The sequence below is a fragment of the Providencia sp. UF-224 genome, assembly GCF_058245955.1.
In genome coordinates, this window is the sequence record NZ_JBSICC010000012.1 from 24025 (window position 1) to 42770 (window position 18746).

Consider the following 18746-nt stretch of genomic DNA (forward strand, 5'->3'; position numbering starts at 1 on the left):
AGAGGCCATACACCATGTCAATGTTAGATGATGATTTAAATAAGCACGAAGAAGAAAAAAACGGCGAAGGTTACCTCATTTTTACCTTGGGTGAAGAAGAGTACGGCATTGAAATTTTAAAAGTGCAGGAAATTCGGGGTTACGAGCAAGTCACGCGTATCGCAAATACACCTGATTTTATTAAAGGTGTGACGAATTTGCGTGGTGTCATTATCCCAATTATCGATTTACGGGTGAAATTCTCCCATGAAAATGTGGTGTACAACGACAACACCGTCGTGATTGTGGTGAATTTAAAAGACCGCGTGGTCGGTATTGTGGTTGACGGCGTTTCAGATGTGTTGGTGCTGAACGAAGAACAAATTGCGCCACCACCTGATTTTGCAGTGACATTATCGACCCAATATCTTACTGGTTTAGGGACACTTAACGACCGAATGCTCATTTTAGTGGACATTGAAAAGCTACTGACCAGTGATGAGATGGCGCTTATTGACAGCATGGCTGAGTGATCCTCAGCCTAAATAATTGCTCAAATAATAATAAGTCATTAACTAAAGTTTTTGGTTGGATGACCGATATCCAAAATACAACAAATAATGTTAGTAAAACGTCATGTACAGTCGAATTAAAATCGTATCAGGACTTTTGTCCGTCATTTTTATCTTTATTTTACTGCAACTGGTATCCAGTGGGTTGATGTTCACCAAACTCGGCGATAACAGTGACAGTATTAGTTATTTAAATTCACTACAACGCCAAAGACAAGTATTAACAGAAAGCTGGGTTAACCTTTTACAGGCCCGAGCCAACTTAAATCGGTCAATCAACGCCTATCTTTTAGACGGTCGCAAAATTCAAGATGATGCGACAACGGAAGACTTGATTAAAGCGGCAAAACGAAACTTTAAAGCTGCGGATGATGCATATGATCGTTATAACAAGCTGATGCAAAGCTCGGAGTATGATAAAGCCAAGTTTGAAAAGCTTTTTAGCACTTATGAAACCTACCGCGATGCATTAATTAAACTCAGTGATTTCGCTGAAAAAGGCGACCTAGAAGGGTTCTATGCCCACAGGACGTCGGGTCATCAGATGAAGTTTGAAGAGCAATTTAATGCATATTTCGCCGATATTTCAGCAGATTTCCAAGAAGAAGTCGTTAATGCAGATAACAATTATCGCCAATCATTATACATGTTAGTGACGTTATCGATTCTGCTCGCCTTTATTGGTTTCTTCAGTTATCGCTATGTGCGTAAAGGAATTATTGAGCCGTTAGGTGCATTAAACGAGCGCATTAAAGTCTTCGCATCGGGTGACTTAACGCCTTCTATTACCACAACCTCGAATAACGAAATTGGCGAACTAGCCAATGGTGTTCAGCACATGCAGCAAGAGCTGATTAACACGGTTCGTGGCGTATTAGATGGCAGTGAAACTATTTATCAAGGCACCACTGAAATTGCCGCTGGCAATAACGACCTTTCTTCACGTACTGAGCAGCAAGTGGCGTGTTTGGAAGAGACTTCCGCCAGTATGAGTGAGCTAACCGCAACGGTTAAGCAAAATACAGACTACGCCCATCAAGCTAGTGAATATGCAAACCAAGCTTCTGTTATTGCAAAAGAGGGCGGAAAAGTGGTTTCCAACGTGGTGAGTACCATGTTGAACATCGCTGATAGCTCACAAAAAATCTCTGATATCACCGCAGTGATTGACAGTATTGCTTTCCAAACCAACATCTTAGCACTTAATGCAGCCGTTGAGGCAGCACGTGCTGGTGAACATGGTCGTGGCTTTGCTGTTGTGGCAGATGAAGTACGTAACCTCGCACAGCGCAGTGCAGATGCAGCCAAAGAAATCAAAACGTTGATTGAAGACTCAGTTTCAAGAACGGGAACAGGTGCGCGCCAAGCAGAAGATGCGGGTGAGACGATGACGAAAATTGTGGAGTCAGTCACGCGAGTTACTGACATCATGACGCACATCGCTACCGCTTCTGATGAGCAAAGCAAAGGTATTTCGCAGGTCAGCATTGCCGTCGCTGAAATGGACAAAGTGACCCAACAAAACGCCTCGTTAGTTGAACAGTCAGCAGTGGCAGCGAATGTATTAGAAGAGCAAGTGGCTAAGCTGTCACAGCTTATCTCAATTTTCCGTCTACCACCGTTAAAACAAAGTGAAATACGCAATACAAAACCGGCGGCAAGAACGGTATCCAATATCGTGAAAACCCCGGATTTGAAAAAATTATCATCGAAGGAACATAAAGATGATGACAACTGGGAAACTTTCTAAGCATTAAGCATGGTTTCACGCTGCAAGGCTCAGGCTTTGCAGCGTTTCTGTGCATTAGAAAACAAGCAATGTTTTAAGCAAACAGCTCTCTTAGCTGGCACAAATGGGGATTATCTATGTTTGGTAAAAATATCCGAATTTCGGTGAGTTTATATCTGCTTTTATTTTTATTTTGTGGAATGCAGATTGTGTCGAGCGGGGTTTCTGTTGGGATTGTTGTTAGTGAATTAAATGCATTAGAACGTATTGATTTGGGTTCTGATAAGCGAGCCATGCTTGAGGAAACCAATAAGCATTTAATGCAAGCGCGTAATAGCCTAACGCAAATTGCATTATTAAATAAAGTGGGTGGGCATGATCAACTCATCGAAGAAACACAAGTGACTTTCGATAAATTATTAGAAGAAGCACAGAAAGATTACACCACCTTTAAGAACCAACCGATTTTGAGTGAGAAAGAAAATCTCGCCGCCCTTGATGCGAAATATCAAGCCTTTGTTGTGACGCTAAAAGCATTAAAAACACACTTAGATAACAAAGATGTTGCAGCTTATATTGAGCTTCCTGCCCAAGAAAACCAAGATCAGCTCGCTCAAGTGATTGATGAATATCTTGCATTGCTGAATGTTGAAAACGACGAATCTCTTTCTGCTGCACGCATGTACAACACCTTTGCGTGGAGCTCATTCTGTTCAGTGATCGTGATTATTATTTTAGTGATCGCTTTTGCTCATTATTGGATGAAACGTAAAGTGATTAACCCACTTAAAAGTATGGGAGATCACTTTGCTTTAGTCGCAGATGGCAAGTTGAATGAACATATCGAAGTGACTACACGTGATGAAATTGGCGAGGTGTTTGGCAAGCTCAAACAAATGCAAGAATCGTTAGTCACTTCTGTCACGGCATTGCGTACGAATACCGACCAAATGTATACCGGTATTCGTGAAATTGCGTTAGGTAATAACAACTTATCTTCTCGTACAGAGCAGCAAGCGGCATCTCTTGAAGAAACCGCGGCCAGTATGGAAGAGCTCACTGCGACCGTTAAACAGAATGCGGATAACGCACGTCAAGCCAGTGAACTTGCGGTTAGTGCTTCAAAAACGGCAACGAAGGGCGGTGAAATCACTGAAGATGTTATCGATACCATGACATCGATTTCTAATAGTTCGCAAAAAATTAGCGCGATCATTAGTGTGATTGATGGCATCGCATTCCAAACCAATATCTTAGCCCTAAATGCTGCGGTTGAAGCGGCGCGTGCGGGTGAACAAGGCCGTGGATTCTCTGTGGTAGCAGGGGAAGTTAGGGCATTAGCACAACGCAGTGCTGAAGCCGCAAAAGAAATTAAAACATTAATTGATGAGTCTGTGGGGCGCGTAAGCCAAGGTTCTCAGTTGGTGAATGAAGCGGGTGCAACCATGAATGAATTGGTTGCTGCGGTAAACCAAGTAACTGAATTAATGGGGAACATTGCCTCTGCCTCGAATGAGCAAAGTCGCGGAATTGAGCAAGTTGCTACCGCAGTGAGCCAAATGGATTTAGTGACACAGCAAAACGCCGCCTTGGTTGAGCAATCCACCAGCGCGACAGCAGCACTTGAAGACCAAGCCAATAACTTAGTTGATACCGTGGCATTCTTTGAACTCCCTGAAAGTGCAGCAAATCGTAGTCGATATTAAGTGTTGAGAAAACTCACAATGAGTTTTCGGCAGGGGGAAATGAACCGTTTTGAGCATTTCCCTTGCCATTAAAGGCAGCGCATTAGGTGGCTGCTTCTGGATTTTTATTGAATAGGACGACAAGTACGATGCTTTTTGTACCACAGATAGAACCACTGACTGATGATGAGTTTGGTCGGGTTTGTCGATTTATTCATAAAAAATCAGGCATAGTCCTAACCATGAATAAAAAAAATATGGTCTATAACCGGCTGTTAAAGCGGTTACGTGACTGTAATCTCGACAATTTTTCTGATTACTTACGGATGCTTGAGCGCGAGCCTCATAATGCGGAATGGCAAGCTTTCGTTAATGCGTTAACCACAAACTTAACGGCATTCTTTCGTGAGCCACACCATTTTGTCACGCTAACGGATTTTATTCGTGCACGTAAAAATAGTCCAATCACGATTTGGTGTGCCGCTTCTTCAACAGGTGAAGAGCCTTATTCCATCGCGATGACACTAAGTGATGTGCTGGGGCCAAATGCCGTTAATGCCAAAGTAATTGCCAGCGATATTGATACAGAAGTGCTTGAAAAAGCAAAACAAGGCGTCTATCGCATTGAAGAACTGAAGTCACTGAGTGCGCTTCAGCGCCAACGTTATTTTATGAAAGGGGTTGGTGAATTTGAAGGTTATGCACGAGTCAAACCTGCGTTAAGGCAGATGATTGAATTTCGTTATTTAAATCTGAGTGATCATGACTGGCAACTTCAACATCGCTTTGATGCAATTTTTTGCCGTAACGTAATGATTTACTTTGATAAAGATATGCAAATAAAAATGCTTGAGCGTTTTGCACCACTGCTTAAACCAGATGGCTTGTTATTTATTGGGCATTCAGAAAACCTATCACAATTAACGCAAAGCTTTGTGATCAAAGGACAAACCGTCTACAGCGTACAAGCTGGAAGGAGGGGGTAATGAAAAAAATAAAAGTGCTATGTGTGGATGACTCGGCACTGATGCGTCAATTAATGCGTGAAATCATTAATAGCCATGACGACATGGAGGTGGTGGATACTGCCCCCGATCCTTACGTTGCGCGTGATTTAATTAAGCAGCTCGAACCTGATGTGATCACGTTAGATGTTGAAATGCCGCGTATGGATGGTATTGATTTTTTGGAAAAATTAATGCGTTTGCACCCAATGCCTGTGGTGATGGTGTCGACGCTGACCTCAAAAGGTTCTGAAGTGACGCTCAAAGCGTTGGAGCTTGGCGCTGTGGATTTTGTCACTAAACCGCAAATTGGTATCCGCGAAACCATGATGAGCTATCGCGATATTATCGGTGAAAAAATCCGTGCGGCGGCGATGTCAAAAATTACCCAGCGTAGCCGCTTTGCGAAGCCAGAGAAAAAAGTGACTGAGCCCGTTTCACAAGCTAAAGCGTTGTCGCCGTATGTGTGTAACAGCAGGGTGATTGCCGTCGGTGCATCCACTGGCGGAACAGAAGCGATTCGCCAATTTTTAGAAATGTTACCGCGTGAATGCCCGCCAGTGGTGATTACGCAGCATATGCCTGCGGGGTTTACACGCTCATTTGCTGACAGGCTCAATAAACTGTGTGTGTTAACGGTAAAAGAAGCTGAAAACAATGAATTACTGCAAAAAGGCCATGCCTATATTGCCCCCGGTGATTCACACATGTTGATTGCCGATAAAGGCAAAGGTTTCCAAGTGATTTTGCAGCAGAGCGAACCCGTCAATCGCCATCGTCCATCGGTGGATGTGTTATTTGATTCGGTTGCCCAATGTGTCGGGCGCAAATGCATCGGTGTGTTACTGACTGGTATGGGGATGGATGGCGCCAAAGGGTTATTGAATTTACGTAAACAAGGAGCAATCACCTACGCACAAAACGAAAGCAGTTGTGTGGTGTTTGGTATGCCACGAGCCGCGATTGAAATGGATGCAGTGGACGAAGTGCAAGATATTCGAAAAATTGCCCCAAGTGTTTTAGCAAGACTTTCTTCTGTCACTGTGTAACAGCGGCGGAAATTCACAATTGTATTTGAAGGAGTGGTTATGGCCGCTAAAGATCTTAGTTTTCTGGTTGTTGATGATTTTTCTACCATGCGTCGTATCGTCCGTAACTTATTAAAAGAGCTCGGGTTTAGCAAAATAGATGAAGCAGAAGATGGTGTTGATGCATTAGAAAAAATTCGTGCTGGCAGCATCGATTTTGTAGTTGCAGACTGGAATATGCCAAATATGGATGGTTTAGAGCTGCTTAAAACCATTCGTGGTGATGATGCACTCAAGCACATTCCTGTTTTGATGGTGACCGCGGAAGCGAAAAAAGAAAACATTATTGCTGCCGCACAGGCAGGGGCAAGTGGTTACGTGGTTAAACCGTTCACCGCTGCCATCTTAGAAGAAAAACTGAATAAAGTATTTGAAAAAATGGGTCTGCAATAACAGTGCGTACCAAAGGAGATTTTCATGACTGAGCAAGTAGGTATGGAAGGTATTCGCAGCGGAAATGATGATTTAAAACAAGTCATTACACGCATTGGTACGCTGATGAGAACCTTGCGCGAAAGCATGCGCGAGTTAGGCTTAGAAAAAAGCGTTCAACAGGCTGTTGCTAGCATTCCAGATGGGAAAGATAGGTTGCGTTATATCGCGCAAATGACGGCTCAAGCGGCAGAAAAAACCTTAAACGGCATTGATGTCATCAAACCACTGCAAGTGGATATGAATAAAAATGCGCAGGCTCTGCAACAACAGTGGCAAGAAGCAGCGAGTGATGCGGTTCCAGCTCAATTACGTGAGTCAACAGAAGCCTTTTTAGGGCAAGTGATCCAAGACAGTGAAACCACCAAAGCGGAACTGTTAGAAATCATGATGGCGCAGGATTTCCAGGATTTAACTGGGCAAGTCATCAAAAAAATGATGGAAGTGGTTGAAGAAGCCGAGAAACAACTGCTTGCATTATTAATGGAAAATACGCCACCTGAAATGCGCGCAAAAACACAAAACGAGAGTTTACTCAATGGTCCGCAAATCAACAAAGAAGGCGTCAATGTGATGGCATCTCAATCACAAGTAGATGACTTACTTGATGAGCTTGGTTTTTAAACTATTGTGATAATTTGATGGTTTTTCATGGAGCTACGCGAGTTGATGATGATTAACGTAGCTTCAGGTTATCTCTTTCAATTAATTAGCTTACTGTGATTGGGTGTATTCACATGATAAATAATGATTTGATTTCTACTTTGATAAGTGATGAAAAAGGGGAAAAGCGAGAAGAGCTTGACCAAGAAACAACTTGCCTTGAATTAGAAATGCGTAAAGCATTAATTAGCCAATTGCGTATGGCGCGCCTTGCGAATAACTATACACAAGTCGATATTGCCGAAAAAATGCAAACGCAAAAGCAAAATATTTCCCGTTTAGAAAAAGGGCAATTTGACCCAAAACTTGGTACGTTGCTCAAATATGCCCAAGCTGTAGGTATGCAAATTACGTTAAACCCTGCAGCGAAATAATTGTTTGCTAATCATGTTGGTAGACGGCAATAATTTTACTCCCTAATGCGTGTTCAAATTTGGCAATAAAATCATCGTGGATATCCCAATTATGAAAGCTAAAACCTAAGTTACCAAAGGCCCACTGAGGGTTAAATTGCCAACCAGAAAGCAGTGAGTCAAAATCACATTGGAAGCAGGCTAAGCTTTCGGTTTTTCCTTCATACCAATCGGAAACGGCGTCACTCCACACATTGCTGTGTTCCGTTTGTTCTTCGCCACATTGTGGGCAGTAAATGCCAATTCCATTGCCGCCCGCATGAAAAACAGTGCGCTCAGTGACAATGGACAGACTGTTTTTGAGTTGATTTTCAGGTAGTTGGGTGGGAACAATTACGCCATCAATAACGTACAAAACCGGTTCTTTATAAGCAGGCATTGGGCGATAAATCACTTGCTCATACTCAATCGCTTGAAAGCTAGGGTCGATGATGCCTTGTGTTTGTAACCAATTGAGCATACGAGCGGCTTCTTTTGGTGCATCTTCAGGTGTGATATCGGGGGCGACAAGGTGGCAAGTATCCATAAGAACCTTATTAATTAGAACCCATCAATGAGTAGGTCAATGGCTTTTTTGATACGTTCTCTTTCATCACTTAAATTTTTGATTTCTTTACCCAATAGAGATTTCGGCACAGCAGACATTAAGTGAGTCATTAAAATATAGTCATGACCAAGAATCGAAAGGCATGGGGTGAGTCTATCAGGTACTGGCTGATGTAATAAATCGCTATCATATAAAGGGATGACCAATCGAGTATTCAGAATATCAATAATATCACTTTGAATATCAACTAAGTAGGGAGCACGAATGGCATCGCCTCTATTTTGATAGAGATGGTATTGCATTAAAATTCCTTGTATTTGTCTGAGAGCAGCCCGTGCTCTTCGCTGATCCTATTAAGCTCATTGAAACCCGCAATGTTTTTTTCTTTCCACTTGATGGCTTCCACTTTTTTTAATTCTTCAGCTAATGCTTTACATAAGATGGCCGATAAATTTAATTTCGCTTGTTTGGCTTGCTCATATAGCTCGGGTGTTACGGTTACACTCACTGTTTTTTTAATCCTATGTGTTGCAAGGTTGCTCATGATAAATTCCTTATACACGTGTATTCACCCGTGTAAGCTATCACAGTTTCGTGTGAATATGGATATATTATCGCCATTTTTTCTCTGTGCGAGAAAAATAGGATTACCCGTTTTTTATTTGCCAAGCGCTTCGCAAAGTTGCTGTCTTCTTGTGCAATAGGCAAATAACCCCCTCGAACTGCGTCTATTTTCCACCATTGATTTTTTTACACTCTGTCATGCTATAGCGATAACTCGTATTTTCGCTAAATTTTGGAACCACGGTGTCCGACGAGAGTGATGTAGAAAAAACAGAAGAGCCCACCCCCCATAAAAAGCAAAAAGCCAAAGATGATGGGCAAATCGTTCGTTCAAAGGAACTTAGCTCGCTAATGATGATGTTGGCGGGTATTAGCTTGCTCTGGTTAAGTGGCGGGCACCTTGCGACACAACTTCGCCAAATTGCTCGCCAAGGTTTTATTTTTGATGGCCATTATTTGCAAAATACAGGCTTAATGATCAGCTACTTAGGACGTGTGGTTAGCGAAGCGCTATTTGCATTACTGCCTGTTATTGGCGGTTTGGCACTGGTGGGGATTTCCGCTTCATCGTTAGTGGGCGGGTTAGTGTTTAACAGTAAATTGATTAAGTTCGATTTAAAAAAGCTCAACCCAATAAAGGGGCTAAAACGTATTTTTTCAATGAATGCGCTATCGGAATTGTTTAAAGCAATTTTGAAGTCACTGTTTGTTGGGTTAGGCGCATATATTTTTTTATGGCAAAGCTGGCCTTCCTTACTGCATTTAGTGATGGAGTCGCCTGTTACCGCGCTCAGTAATGCCCTGCAAAAAGTGATTTTTGCGGGGTATTTGATTGTATTTTTACTCATCCCAATGGTGGCGTTTGATGTGTTTTACCAATTTCGTTCTCATTTGAAGAAATTGCGCATGAGCCGCCAAGAAATAAAAGATGAGTTTAAGCAGCAAGAGGGTGACCCGCACATTAAAGCTAAAATTCGCCAGCAACAGCGGGCGATAGCGCGAAATCGCATGATGTCAGATGTGCCACTTGCGGATGTGATAGTCACCAACCCGACGCACTATGCCGTGGCACTGAAATATGATGACAAGCGCATGGGCGCCCCAAAAGTGTTGGCAAAAGGCGCGGGTGTCATTGCGCAGCGCATTAAGGAAATTGGTGAGGAACACCGAATATTACAGTTAGAAGCACCGCCGCTTGCAAGGGCGTTATACCGCCACGCAGAGATAGGGCAAAGCATCCCTGTCGCGCTATATGCGGCGGTTGCGGAAGTTTTAGCATGGGTTTACCAACTGCGCCGTTGGCGTCGTGAAGGTGGGCTCAGACCAAAAAAACCGAAAAATTTACCAGTGCCACCGACGCTGGACTTTGCTGGAGATAACAATCGCGATGGCTAATTTGGCTGCACTTTTAAAATTGCCGAAAAACTTACAAGGAACGCAGTGGCAAATACTCGCGGGTCCGGTTCTTATCTTATTGATTTTGTCGATGATGGTATTGCCATTACCGGCATTTTTATTGGATTTACTGTTTACCTTTAATATTGCTCTTTCCATCATGGTGTTATTGGTGGCGATGTTCACCAAGCGGACACTCGATTTTGCTGCGTTTCCAACTATCTTGCTATTCGCTACGCTATTGCGCTTATCATTGAATATCGCATCGACACGAATTATTTTGTTAGATGGGCACACCGGGCCTGACGCCGCAGGGCGTGTGGTTGAAGCATTCGGTCACTTTTTGGTGGGCGGTAACTTCGCTATTGGTATCGTGGTCTTTATCATCCTAGTTTTGATTAACTTTATGGTTATCACCAAAGGGGCGGGGCGTATCGCCGAAGTGGGCGCTCGCTTTGTGTTGGATGGTATGCCGGGCAAGCAAATGGCTATCGATGCGGACCTTAATGCGGGGATTATCAGTGATGATGAAGCCAAAAAACGCCGTGCAGAAGTAACTCAAGAAGCGGACTTTTATGGTTCGATGGATGGTGCGAGTAAATTCGTGCGCGGGGATGCTATCGCGGGGATCATGATTATGGTGATCAACGTGGTGGGCGGGTTAATCGTCGGTGTGGGTCAACACAATATGTCGTTGGGGGATGCGACTAGCGCCTATACCTTGCTGACCATTGGTGACGGCCTTGTCGCACAAATTCCAGCACTAATTATTTCTACCGCAGCAGGGGTTATCGTGACTCGCGTTGCGACAGATGAAGACGTTGGCGAACAGATGGTGAACCAGCTGTTCAATAACCCGCGAGTGATGTGGTTAAGTGCAGGTGTTTTGGGCCTGATTGGTCTTATACCGGGCATGCCAAACTTTGTCTTCTTACTATTCACTGCGGCACTGGCGGGGCTGGGATGGTATTTAGTGCGTAAATCCCAACAGCCGGAAAGTGCGAAAGGAGATAACAGCCAAGCTCTGCATTTCCAAGAAGCCAATAAAGTAGTGGAAGCCACGTGGGACGATGTCCAATTAGAAGACTTATTGGCGATGGAAGTGGGTTACCGATTGATCCCACTGGTGGATAACGACCAACAGGGCGAATTACTCGGTCGCTTGCGCGGTTTACGCAAAAAATTTGCCCAAGAGATAGGGTACTTACCGCCAGTTGTCCATATTTGTGACAACTTAGCCCTTTCTCCCTGTGAATATCGCATTTTAATTAAAGGTGCAGAAGTTGGGCGTGGTGAAGCACAACCTGGACGCAGTTTAGCCATTGATCCGGGTAATGCAGCGGGGACGTTGCAAGGTGATGCCACTAGAGAGCCTGCCTTTGGTTTACCTGCGGTTTGGATTGATGATGATTTACGCGAAGAAGCGCAAATTCAAGGGTATACCGTGGTTTCGGCAAGTACGGCGGTGGCGACACACTTTAACCAAATCTTACTGCAAAACTCGAGCACACTGTTTGGTCGGCAAGAAGCGCAAATGCTGTATGACCGCGTGAAAAAAGAGATGCCAAAACTGGCGGATGACCTTATCCCAGATACGATTTCATTAACGATTTTGCACCGCGTTTTACAAAATTTATTAATGGAAGATGTGGTGATCCGCGATATGCGCACCATTATTGAGACATTAGCGGAAATGGCAGGGGAAAATGGGGAGCAAAAAGATACTGATTACCTCACGTCGCAAGTGCGCATAGCACTCGGTCGTGCAATTACTCAGCAGTGGTTTGGTAATGCAGAGGAAATTCAAGTGATTGGGCTAGATGCAGGGCTGGAGCAAATTCTTCTGCAAGCCGCGAAAAATGGCGGTGGATTAGAGCCAAACCTTGCGCAGTTTATCCAAACGCAAGCGGAGCAAGCGGTTTCTCACCAAGAGGCGATGGGGGCTCCGAATGTCTTGCTCGTGAACCATGCGCTGAGATTAATTCTGTCGCGCTTCTTGCGCCGCAGCCTGCCACAATTGGTGGTGATGTCGAATTTAGAAATGACAGACCACCGTAAAATTAGGATGACCTCAATGATTAGTGGTAGTTGATAAGAGGCTTTATTCGCCAAGGCTAATTACGAAGATGTTGAGATAAAAGGAGCGGGTCGATTCTTATCAAGCCGCTCTTTTTTTGTATACCTCATACGGAGAGTTTAACCTGAATTCGGATTTACTTTTATTCAAACTATGGTAATTTTTACTATAGTAAAAATTATGGGAGCTATGGATGGCTATCTATAAAACGAAGATGTTCAATAACAGCATCAAAAAGATAAATATTAGTGATTTTGAATTAATTAATGCGGCAATGGATGTGTTTGCAGGCCAATATGAAGCCCATCTTGGTGGTGGCGTTATCAAAAAGCGTTTGCCACTACAAGGAAAAGGTAAAAGCGGAGGCGTTAGAACGCTTATTTTTTATAAGCAGGGGCGGCACTTATTTTTTGCTGATGCTTGGCTGAAATCGCGTTTAAATGCAAAAGGAACCAAAGAAATTGAGGACGATACCCTCGAATCTTATAAAGATATCGCGAAGGTACTTTTGCAATTAGATGATGATAAAATAGTGAAAATGCTAAACGCTAACCTGTTAGTGGAGGTTAATTATGAATAATAAAATGAATGAATTACTGCAATTTGCAGAAGACATGGAAGCGGTTGGTGTTACCGATGATAGTGCTGCACGGCGTATTGAAGCACGAATAAAAGCCAAAGAACTCAAAGCTAAGTTTGCCCACCCTAAACCAATGACAGGGGAAGATATTAAGCGTATCCGTGAGCAAAATAATATCTCACAATCTTCCCTTGCGCTGATCTTAAATATGACAAAAGAGAGTGTATCTAAGTGGGAAAGAGGAGAGATTAAGCCTAATGGCGCGGCATTGAGGCTTCTCACAATGATAGATGAGAGAATGTTTATTATTTAATTAATATTTTTTAAATAAACTATTCTGCAAATTAAATCGAAATTTTCTTACCTAAAACAGGGCGTTTTGATTCTAAGCCATCGGCGCCATAGGTTGATTGATTATTGTGTTTTTTGACAAAATTAAGGCGCTGAGTATTGAGCTCAATGTGTAATTGCAGCATTTGATGATTACGATAATTCAGCTCTTTTAGGTCAATGGTTAACACTTTGATTGCTTCCCATAGCCCAGCCAAGGCAGCATTGCCTTCGTAGGGAGCGGTTATTTCGGCCTGTGACTCAAGCTGCAAGCGATGGGTTTCACCATGGCCGATAGCGGCAACTAGAAAGCGTTTTTGCTCTGTCGCTTCTTGAAAAGGGGACGGCGGCACACGGTGATAACCTAACAAAATTTCTTCATTTTTCATCACAATTTGCAGTGATTGCAAATGAGAAAGCTGCTGTTCGAGTAAGATCAGTAATTCATCAATCATAGCGGTTATTTATTTCATTGATAACATGCATTCATGGGCATCACGCAAAATGCCATCAGCAATTTTCCCCGTGTCCATGGTTAGGGTGCCATCTTTGATAGCTTGCTTAATTTTTTCGACTTTTGCGGTATCGATATCAGAGGCTTGGGGCTGCAAAAGTTTTTTTTGTAGCTCGCTCGGCGCAAAAGTACTTTCTTTAATGGTGACATCGGCAGCAACTTTTTTATCGCGCATCGGGGCAGCCGCATCTTGAGGATCACGGGTTGTTACCTGAGTCAGTGAAGAAATTGCAGGGGTTTGCTCAATAGCCATAATGTGTTTTCCTATTCCCGATTTTTATCATATGAGAGTTATCGGCGTATTTTGTGGGATCTTTAGTGTTTATAGTGTTACAAAATATTGCCTTTATTCGTCATATTCCAAGCCGCTTCTGCGTTAACTTACGCTCATTCGCACTAGTCACTTACTTATGTAAGCTCCTAGCGACTCATTCACTTGTCGCCTTGATACGACTTGAACTATTTAGAATAAAGGTTCATTTTGAGTGAGTTAACATCAAAAACAGACTCGTCGTATTCGGTCTTGGTAGCATTTATTTTAATGCGATATTAACACTGCCATTCTCTTGTGCTAACCCATTGACCACTTGACCATTGAGTAATCTTACACGAATATTTTGCCCAATGGTGGCATTATTAATGGCGCGTCCCTCATACTTCACCGAGAAATTATCGCCATTAGCAAAAACAAATACGGTTTGACCCGCTTTGATGGCCCAAGGTTGTCTCACCATTGATTTTGTGAATGTTTGCCCTGCTGTAATTGTGCGTAGTGCGATTGCGCCTCGTAATGCCATTTTGTCCGTACTGGCACCCGCAGGTAATTTATGGAGCAGGCCTTTTTTTGTGCCAATATCAACAAACTCAATGGTTTCTCCACGGTTTAAATTACGGGTTGCGACATAATATTGCCCGGTGACATTGACCGTGAGTTGCAGAAATTGTTTTTTCTTTCCACATTGCACGGGCACGGACACATTTCCCATATTGCGTCCACCTATGGGTGGGCTAATCTGCGGCTTATCACAGTTTGGCCATTTTTCAATTGGCGTTTTTATCTCAATAGAAACGTGGTTATTTTTGCCATGTACTTGGCGAAAATAGTTGTTGATATCTTGTGGTAGAGACGCGTGGGATAACGCGGATGTAAAGCTTAATCCACTGATTATCATGCAATAGGTTAACTTTTTAAGATTAGCCATCAGGTTGCTGCCTCCTTTATCAACATACTTTTTCACGCTTGCAGTTTACCCACCTCTTTCATAATGAATGAGCCAAATAGGTCAATTATTTTGCCTTTATCCCGCCATTAGATTTTTTAGTAGACCGCTAAGATATGCACGTCGAATTTTAACTTTCGTCCTCTCTTGATGGGTTTTACTAATTGAGGGGGGGGAATATAACGAGCGTTCGTAGTCAACATCGCTATACATCCATTAAGGATCATCATGATTGATAAATTAAATGCCACGTTTGCCTTCCAGCAGCAGGCGTTGTCAATACGTGAAGCTAGGCAAACTGTTCTGGCTTCCAATATTGCTAATGCGGACACACCGGGTTATCAGGCGCGGGATATTGATTTTAATCGTCAACTCCAACAAGCAATGGATAAAGGCGCGGTGAATGGCAAGGGTGTGGCGCTGGCGGTAACTGCCAAAGGCCATATCGAAGGTCGCGGCATCAAAGCCCCAAATATGGATTTGAAATACCGTGTGCCTTACCAAACCTCAATGGATGGTAACACCGTCGATATGGATATTGAACGCAGTCAATTCGCCGATAACACCCTGAAATATCAGGCTGATCTTACATTTATTAATAGCCGCGTTAAAAGCATGTTGGCTGTTCTACAGCAAGGGTAATCATTATGGCCTTACTGAGTATTTTTGACATTTCAGCGTCTGCATTAACCGCCCAGTCTCAGCGTTTAAACGTCAGCGCAAGCAACATGGCTAATGCTGAAAGTATCGCGGGACCAGATGGCCAGCCGTATCGTGCCAAACAAGTGGTTTTCCAAATGGCACCGCAAGGCCGCCATGAAGTCGGTGGCGTAAAAGTCAGTGAACTGATTGAAGACCCCGCACCACCGCGTATGGAATACAAGCCTGGTCATCCTTTAGCGGATGAAAAAGGCTATGTGCAAATGCCTAACGTGGACATGGTGGGCGAAATGATTAACACCATTTCGGCTTCTCGTAGCTACCAAGCCAACTTAGAAGTGATGAATACAGCAAAAACTTTGCTGCAAAAAACACTGACTATCGGCCAGTAACGGAGGTACTAAATGGGGATTGCAGCCACGATGTACGATTCATTGGACAATACCACAGCAGGGCCAGAGCCTGCGGCGAGTAATGTGCCAAAGAAAAGTCAAAGTGACGACATGCGTGACACTTTCTTAAAAATGATTGTGACGCAAATGCAAAACCAAGACCCAACTAAGCCGATGGAAAATACCGACTTAACCAGTCAATTGGCCCAAATTGCCACGCTGGAAAGTATGAACAAACTCAGTGATAACGTGAGTGGTATTTCCCAACAAATTGGCTCAGGGCAATCACTACAAGCGACAGCGCTGGTGGGCAAAGGCGTACTTATCCCTCGCAATGAAATCATTTTAGCCCCGCTCAAAAAAGAGAGTTCGGGTGAAAATAGCAATGTAACGAAACCATCAAACCCGTTACCCGATGAAGGGATTAGCCCTAACAGCCCATCAACTGCGACGTTGAGCAATCAAAACACCTCAGAAGAGGGCGGCGAAGAGCCGAAATCTGAATTTATTTCATCGCCATTTGGTTTCTTTTTACCAAAATTGGCCGATAGCGTTGAAATTACCATTCGCGACAAAAACAAAATGGTTGTGCGAACCATCACCTATGACTCTGAAGTCAAACCCGACATTTATGACATGGCGTGGGATGGTTTGGACAACAACGGCAACTTAGTCACCGATACGAAAGGGAAATATTACTTTGATGTGAGAGCTATCAGAAACGGGGCTGAAGTTGAAGTCACGAAACTGGGCTATACCCGCGTCAACGGTGTGACACCGGGTTCTGACGCGCCATTATTAGATGTTGGCATTGGGCAAAGTGTGCCCCTTAGCAGCATCTTCAAAGTTTACCCTTCTTCTTAATTTTTACCCCCAATACTCATGGAGAAAATATGTCTTTTTCACAAGCAGTCAGTGGCTTAAATGCAGCATCCGCGGGGCTCGATTCAATTGGTAATAACATTGCCAACTCCGCAACCAACGGCTTTAAAGGCGCAACCACCTCATTTGCAGATATGTTCGCAGGTTCAGGTGTTGGCCTTGGTGTTAACGTTGCTGCTGTCACACAAAACTTTAAAGATGGCCCAATTACACGTACAGATAGACCAACAGACGTGGCGATTTCAGGCAGCGGATTTTTTCGCGTTCAAGACAAAAATGGCGATACCTATTACAGCCGTGATGGTCAGTTTCAACGGGACAAAAGCGGCAACTTGGTCAATAACCAAGGCATGGTGGTAACAGGCTACCCTGCGAGTGTCGATGAAAAAGGCAATATCACCATTCAAAGCGGTGGTGTCCCTGAAGCACTAAATATCCCAACAGATATGATGGATGCGAAAAAATCGGAATTAGCCAAGTTAACCATCAACTTGAATTCAGAAGACAAAATCAAAGATAAAGCCTTTGATGTCAATAAGCCTGACGATTCATCAACCTATAACTTTAGCACTACGATGACGGCATACGATAGCCAAGGTAACACCCATGAAATCTCCGTGTATTTTGTTAAAAATGCGGATAATCAATGGACGGCGTATGCGAAAGATGCCAGCGAAACCTCAGCTACAGAACTTGGCAAATTAGAGTTTGATGGTAACGGAAAGTTAAAAGATGCAGACCAAGCCACATTTGCTTTCAATTATAACGGCTTGAACGGTGCAGATAACGGTGTTTTAAACGTTGATCTAAGCAAAACTCGCCAACAAAAAGTGAGTGAGTCTTCCGTCAGTGCCATTGATGTTGATGGCTTCCCTGCGGGTGAATACACCAGTTTTAAAATTGAAGATAACGGCTTAATCGTTGCTAACTACTCAAACCAACAAAAACGCGTGGTTGGGCAAGTGGCGCTTTCTGCGTTTGCTAACCCAAATGGTTTAGTTTCCCAAGGGGGCAACGTTTGGGCTTCTTCAAATGCATCGGGTAACCCGATGGATGGCGTTCCGGGTGTGGGGCAATTCGGTAAATTAACCAGTGGCGCGTTGGAATCTTCAAACGTGGATATGAGCCAAGAGCTGATCAGCATGATTGTAATGCAGCGTAATTACCAATCGAACGCGCAGACCATCAAAACCCAAGACCAAATGTTACAAACGCTGGTTAACTTACGATAAGCCTAGAGGGTGGCCATGGATCACGTCATTTATACCGCAATGGGGGGAGCACGCCATGCGCTTGAGAACCAAGCGGTGGTTTCCAACAATATTGCCAATGTGTCTACCGCAGGGTTTAAAGCGCAGCTCTCAGCCATGCGCGCTGTGCCCGTGAATGGGGATAGCGCACAAACCAGAACCTTGGTGGTGTCTTCAACGCCCGGCGCCGATATGAGCCAAGGGCCGCTGAACTACACAGGTAAGCCAACGGATGTTGCGTTAAACGATAAGCACTTTTTAGCCGTTGAATTAGCCGACGGGACAGAAGCCTATACCCGTAATGGGAATATCCAAATTTCGGGCGACGGTGAGCTAGTGATTGGCGAGCGCCGCCTTCAAGGGGATGGCGGGCCGATTAACGTTCCTCAGAACGCAGAAATCACCATCGGTATGGACGGCACCATTACCGCATTGCTGGCGACAGATCCGCCGACGATGTTAGGGCAGATTGGTCGCCTAAAAGTGGTGGAAGCACAGCCGCAAGACTTGATCCGCGGGGAAGATGGATTATTCCATTTATCTCCTCAAGGGCAGGCGACCAATGGCAACGTGTTGCCGCTGAGTGACCGTGCCATTGTGACGTCTGGTGTGATTGAGGGAAGTAACGTCAATGCCGCAGAAGCGATGGTGTCAATGATAGCCAATGCAAGGCATTTTGAAATGCAAATGAAAGTGGTTCGCAGCGCGGATGAAAATGCCCAGCGTGCTAACCAATTGCTTGCCGTCAGCTAAATTCAGTAAGGAATAAT

At 43.9% G+C, this 18746-nt stretch carries 23 protein-coding genes; 17 read left to right on the plus strand and 6 right to left on the minus strand.

What is annotated here, in order from left to right; translation table 11 throughout:
- The first annotated feature begins 14 nt into the window (after positions 1-14).
- From cheW to AC4IFO_RS12995, 8 genes are all read left to right on the plus strand, one after another.
- On the plus strand, positions 15-512 hold the full coding sequence (gene cheW / locus AC4IFO_RS12960) for a chemotaxis protein CheW (RefSeq protein WP_004909833.1): 498 nt from the start codon (positions 15-17) through the stop codon (positions 510-512).
- A gap of 103 nt (positions 513-615) precedes the next feature.
- The gene (locus AC4IFO_RS12965) at positions 616-2301 is read left to right on the plus strand and encodes a methyl-accepting chemotaxis protein (RefSeq protein WP_490734921.1); all 1686 of its coding nucleotides are present in this window, start codon (positions 616-618) and stop codon (positions 2299-2301) included.
- 116 nt (positions 2302-2417) lie between these two features.
- A complete protein-coding gene (locus AC4IFO_RS12970) occupies positions 2418-3986 on the plus strand; it encodes a methyl-accepting chemotaxis protein (RefSeq protein WP_490734923.1) in 1569 nt (522 codons plus the stop codon).
- 128 nt (positions 3987-4114) lie between these two features.
- Positions 4115-4951, plus strand: coding sequence for a CheR family methyltransferase (locus tag AC4IFO_RS12975; RefSeq protein WP_490734925.1), 837 nt, complete (start codon positions 4115-4117; stop codon positions 4949-4951).
- Complete coding sequence (locus tag AC4IFO_RS12980; protein ID WP_353242452.1) at positions 4951-6018, plus strand: protein-glutamate methylesterase/protein-glutamine glutaminase; 1068 nt, start codon at positions 4951-4953, stop codon at positions 6016-6018. The genes AC4IFO_RS12975 and AC4IFO_RS12980 overlap by 1 nt, the downstream gene beginning before the upstream one ends.
- A gap of 39 nt (positions 6019-6057) precedes the next feature.
- Entirely contained in the window at positions 6058-6450 is a 393-nt protein-coding gene (gene cheY, locus AC4IFO_RS12985) for a chemotaxis response regulator CheY (protein ID WP_490734927.1), read from the plus strand.
- A 24-nt stretch (positions 6451-6474) separates the two neighbouring features.
- Complete coding sequence (locus AC4IFO_RS12990; protein ID WP_490734929.1) at positions 6475-7113, plus strand: protein phosphatase CheZ; 639 nt, start codon at positions 6475-6477, stop codon at positions 7111-7113.
- A 113-nt stretch (positions 7114-7226) separates the two neighbouring features.
- The gene (locus AC4IFO_RS12995; protein ID WP_490734931.1) at positions 7227-7526 is read left to right on the plus strand and encodes a helix-turn-helix transcriptional regulator; all 300 of its coding nucleotides are present in this window, start codon (positions 7227-7229) and stop codon (positions 7524-7526) included.
- A gap of 7 nt (positions 7527-7533) precedes the next feature.
- Here the strand turns inward: AC4IFO_RS12995 and AC4IFO_RS13000 are convergent, their stop codons facing one another.
- Genes AC4IFO_RS13000 through AC4IFO_RS13010 form a run of 3 tightly spaced genes read right to left on the minus strand, consistent with a single transcriptional unit; the run spans position 7534 to position 8656 of the window.
- Positions 7534-8091, minus strand: coding sequence for a hypothetical protein (locus tag AC4IFO_RS13000; protein WP_490734933.1), 558 nt, complete (start codon positions 8089-8091; stop codon positions 7534-7536).
- A gap of 14 nt (positions 8092-8105) precedes the next feature.
- Entirely contained in the window at positions 8106-8414 is a 309-nt protein-coding gene (locus AC4IFO_RS13005) for a CcdB family protein (protein ID WP_490734935.1), read from the minus strand.
- Positions 8414-8656: a type II toxin-antitoxin system CcdA family antitoxin gene (locus AC4IFO_RS13010; protein ID WP_490734937.1), complete on the minus strand. Its 243-nt coding sequence runs from the start codon at positions 8654-8656 to the stop codon at positions 8414-8416. Before AC4IFO_RS13010 ends, AC4IFO_RS13005 begins: the two co-directional genes overlap by 1 nt.
- A 263-nt stretch (positions 8657-8919) precedes the next feature.
- Here AC4IFO_RS13010 and flhB point away from each other — a divergent pair, with 263 nt between their 5' ends.
- From flhB to AC4IFO_RS13030, 4 genes are all read left to right on the plus strand, one after another.
- Entirely contained in the window at positions 8920-10071 is a 1152-nt protein-coding gene (gene flhB, locus AC4IFO_RS13015; RefSeq protein WP_219249093.1) for a flagellar biosynthesis protein FlhB, read from the plus strand.
- Complete coding sequence (gene flhA / locus AC4IFO_RS13020; protein WP_490734940.1) at positions 10064-12163, plus strand: flagellar biosynthesis protein FlhA; 2100 nt, start codon at positions 10064-10066, stop codon at positions 12161-12163. Before flhB ends, flhA begins: the two co-directional genes overlap by 8 nt.
- Before the next feature lie 178 nt (positions 12164-12341).
- Positions 12342-12728 carry a type II toxin-antitoxin system RelE/ParE family toxin gene (locus tag AC4IFO_RS13025; protein WP_490734942.1) on the plus strand — a complete coding sequence of 129 codons (387 nt, stop codon included), beginning with the start codon at positions 12342-12344 and terminating at the stop codon, positions 12726-12728.
- Entirely contained in the window at positions 12721-13041 is a 321-nt protein-coding gene (locus AC4IFO_RS13030) for a helix-turn-helix domain-containing protein (protein WP_219249089.1), read from the plus strand. The genes AC4IFO_RS13025 and AC4IFO_RS13030 overlap by 8 nt, the downstream gene beginning before the upstream one ends.
- A 31-nt stretch (positions 13042-13072) precedes the next feature.
- On the opposite strand, the gene AC4IFO_RS13035 is transcribed toward AC4IFO_RS13030, so the two are convergent.
- The 3 genes from AC4IFO_RS13035 to flgA form a co-directional block, all read right to left on the minus strand.
- Positions 13073-13513: a flagella synthesis protein FlgN gene (locus AC4IFO_RS13035; RefSeq protein WP_490734944.1), complete on the minus strand. Its 441-nt coding sequence runs from the start codon at positions 13511-13513 to the stop codon at positions 13073-13075.
- Positions 13514-13522: 9 nt separating this feature from the next.
- Positions 13523-13825, minus strand: coding sequence for a flagellar biosynthesis anti-sigma factor FlgM (flgM, locus tag AC4IFO_RS13040; protein ID WP_219249085.1), 303 nt, complete (start codon positions 13823-13825; stop codon positions 13523-13525).
- Between the two features lie 280 nt (positions 13826-14105).
- The gene (gene flgA, locus AC4IFO_RS13045; protein WP_490735089.1) at positions 14106-14744 is read right to left on the minus strand and encodes a flagellar basal body P-ring formation chaperone FlgA; all 639 of its coding nucleotides are present in this window, start codon (positions 14742-14744) and stop codon (positions 14106-14108) included.
- Positions 14745-15020: 276 nt separating this feature from the next.
- On the opposite strand from flgA, the gene flgB reads away from it, so the two are divergent.
- From flgB to AC4IFO_RS13070, 5 genes are read left to right on the plus strand one after another with little or no spacing between them, the layout of a single operon-like run.
- Positions 15021-15434, plus strand: a complete 414-nt coding sequence (gene flgB, locus AC4IFO_RS13050; protein WP_206083846.1) for a flagellar basal body rod protein FlgB — start codon at positions 15021-15023, stop codon at positions 15432-15434.
- Between the two features lie 5 nt (positions 15435-15439).
- Entirely contained in the window at positions 15440-15844 is a 405-nt protein-coding gene (flgC, locus tag AC4IFO_RS13055) for a flagellar basal body rod protein FlgC (RefSeq protein ID WP_047755990.1), read from the plus strand.
- A gap of 12 nt (positions 15845-15856) precedes the next feature.
- Complete coding sequence (locus AC4IFO_RS13060; protein WP_490734947.1) at positions 15857-16708, plus strand: flagellar hook assembly protein FlgD; 852 nt, start codon at positions 15857-15859, stop codon at positions 16706-16708.
- 29 nt (positions 16709-16737) lie between these two features.
- Entirely contained in the window at positions 16738-17958 is a 1221-nt protein-coding gene (gene flgE, locus AC4IFO_RS13065; protein WP_490734949.1) for a flagellar hook protein FlgE, read from the plus strand.
- A 15-nt stretch (positions 17959-17973) separates the two neighbouring features.
- Complete coding sequence (locus AC4IFO_RS13070) at positions 17974-18729, plus strand: flagellar basal body rod protein FlgF (RefSeq protein ID WP_490734951.1); 756 nt, start codon at positions 17974-17976, stop codon at positions 18727-18729.
- Positions 18730-18746: the final 17 nt, after the last annotated feature.

What these genes read in the sequence shown, in the direction of transcription:
- cheW (WP_004909833.1), top strand. Translation starts at nt 15, where the DNA reads ATGTCAATGTTAGATGATGATTTAAATAAGCACGAAGAAGAAAAAAAC.
- AC4IFO_RS12965 (WP_490734921.1), top strand. Translation starts at nt 616, where the DNA reads ATGTACAGTCGAATTAAAATCGTATCAGGACTTTTGTCCGTCATTTTT.
- AC4IFO_RS12970 (WP_490734923.1), top strand. Translation starts at nt 2,418, where the DNA reads ATGTTTGGTAAAAATATCCGAATTTCGGTGAGTTTATATCTGCTTTTA.
- AC4IFO_RS12975 (WP_490734925.1), top strand. Translation starts at nt 4,115, where the DNA reads ATGCTTTTTGTACCACAGATAGAACCACTGACTGATGATGAGTTTGGT.
- AC4IFO_RS12980 (WP_353242452.1), top strand. Translation starts at nt 4,951, where the DNA reads ATGAAAAAAATAAAAGTGCTATGTGTGGATGACTCGGCACTGATGCGT.
- cheY (WP_490734927.1), top strand. Translation starts at nt 6,058, where the DNA reads ATGGCCGCTAAAGATCTTAGTTTTCTGGTTGTTGATGATTTTTCTACC.
- AC4IFO_RS12990 (WP_490734929.1), top strand. Translation starts at nt 6,475, where the DNA reads ATGACTGAGCAAGTAGGTATGGAAGGTATTCGCAGCGGAAATGATGAT.
- AC4IFO_RS12995 (WP_490734931.1), top strand. Translation starts at nt 7,227, where the DNA reads ATGATAAATAATGATTTGATTTCTACTTTGATAAGTGATGAAAAAGGG.
- AC4IFO_RS13000 (WP_490734933.1), bottom strand. Translation starts at nt 8,091, where the DNA reads ATGGATACTTGCCACCTTGTCGCCCCCGATATCACACCTGAAGATGCA.
- AC4IFO_RS13005 (WP_490734935.1), bottom strand. Translation starts at nt 8,414, where the DNA reads ATGCAATACCATCTCTATCAAAATAGAGGCGATGCCATTCGTGCTCCC.
- AC4IFO_RS13010 (WP_490734937.1), bottom strand. Translation starts at nt 8,656, where the DNA reads ATGAGCAACCTTGCAACACATAGGATTAAAAAAACAGTGAGTGTAACC.
- flhA (WP_490734940.1), top strand. Translation starts at nt 10,064, where the DNA reads ATGGCTAATTTGGCTGCACTTTTAAAATTGCCGAAAAACTTACAAGGA.
- AC4IFO_RS13025 (WP_490734942.1), top strand. Translation starts at nt 12,342, where the DNA reads ATGGCTATCTATAAAACGAAGATGTTCAATAACAGCATCAAAAAGATA.
- AC4IFO_RS13030 (WP_219249089.1), top strand. Translation starts at nt 12,721, where the DNA reads ATGAATAATAAAATGAATGAATTACTGCAATTTGCAGAAGACATGGAA.
- AC4IFO_RS13035 (WP_490734944.1), bottom strand. Translation starts at nt 13,513, where the DNA reads ATGATTGATGAATTACTGATCTTACTCGAACAGCAGCTTTCTCATTTG.
- flgM (WP_219249085.1), bottom strand. Translation starts at nt 13,825, where the DNA reads ATGGCTATTGAGCAAACCCCTGCAATTTCTTCACTGACTCAGGTAACA.
- flgA (WP_490735089.1), bottom strand. Translation starts at nt 14,744, where the DNA reads ATGATAATCAGTGGATTAAGCTTTACATCCGCGTTATCCCACGCGTCT.
- flgB (WP_206083846.1), top strand. Translation starts at nt 15,021, where the DNA reads ATGATTGATAAATTAAATGCCACGTTTGCCTTCCAGCAGCAGGCGTTG.
- flgC (WP_047755990.1), top strand. Translation starts at nt 15,440, where the DNA reads ATGGCCTTACTGAGTATTTTTGACATTTCAGCGTCTGCATTAACCGCC.
- AC4IFO_RS13060 (WP_490734947.1), top strand. Translation starts at nt 15,857, where the DNA reads ATGGGGATTGCAGCCACGATGTACGATTCATTGGACAATACCACAGCA.
- flgE (WP_490734949.1), top strand. Translation starts at nt 16,738, where the DNA reads ATGTCTTTTTCACAAGCAGTCAGTGGCTTAAATGCAGCATCCGCGGGG.
- AC4IFO_RS13070 (WP_490734951.1), top strand. Translation starts at nt 17,974, where the DNA reads ATGGATCACGTCATTTATACCGCAATGGGGGGAGCACGCCATGCGCTT.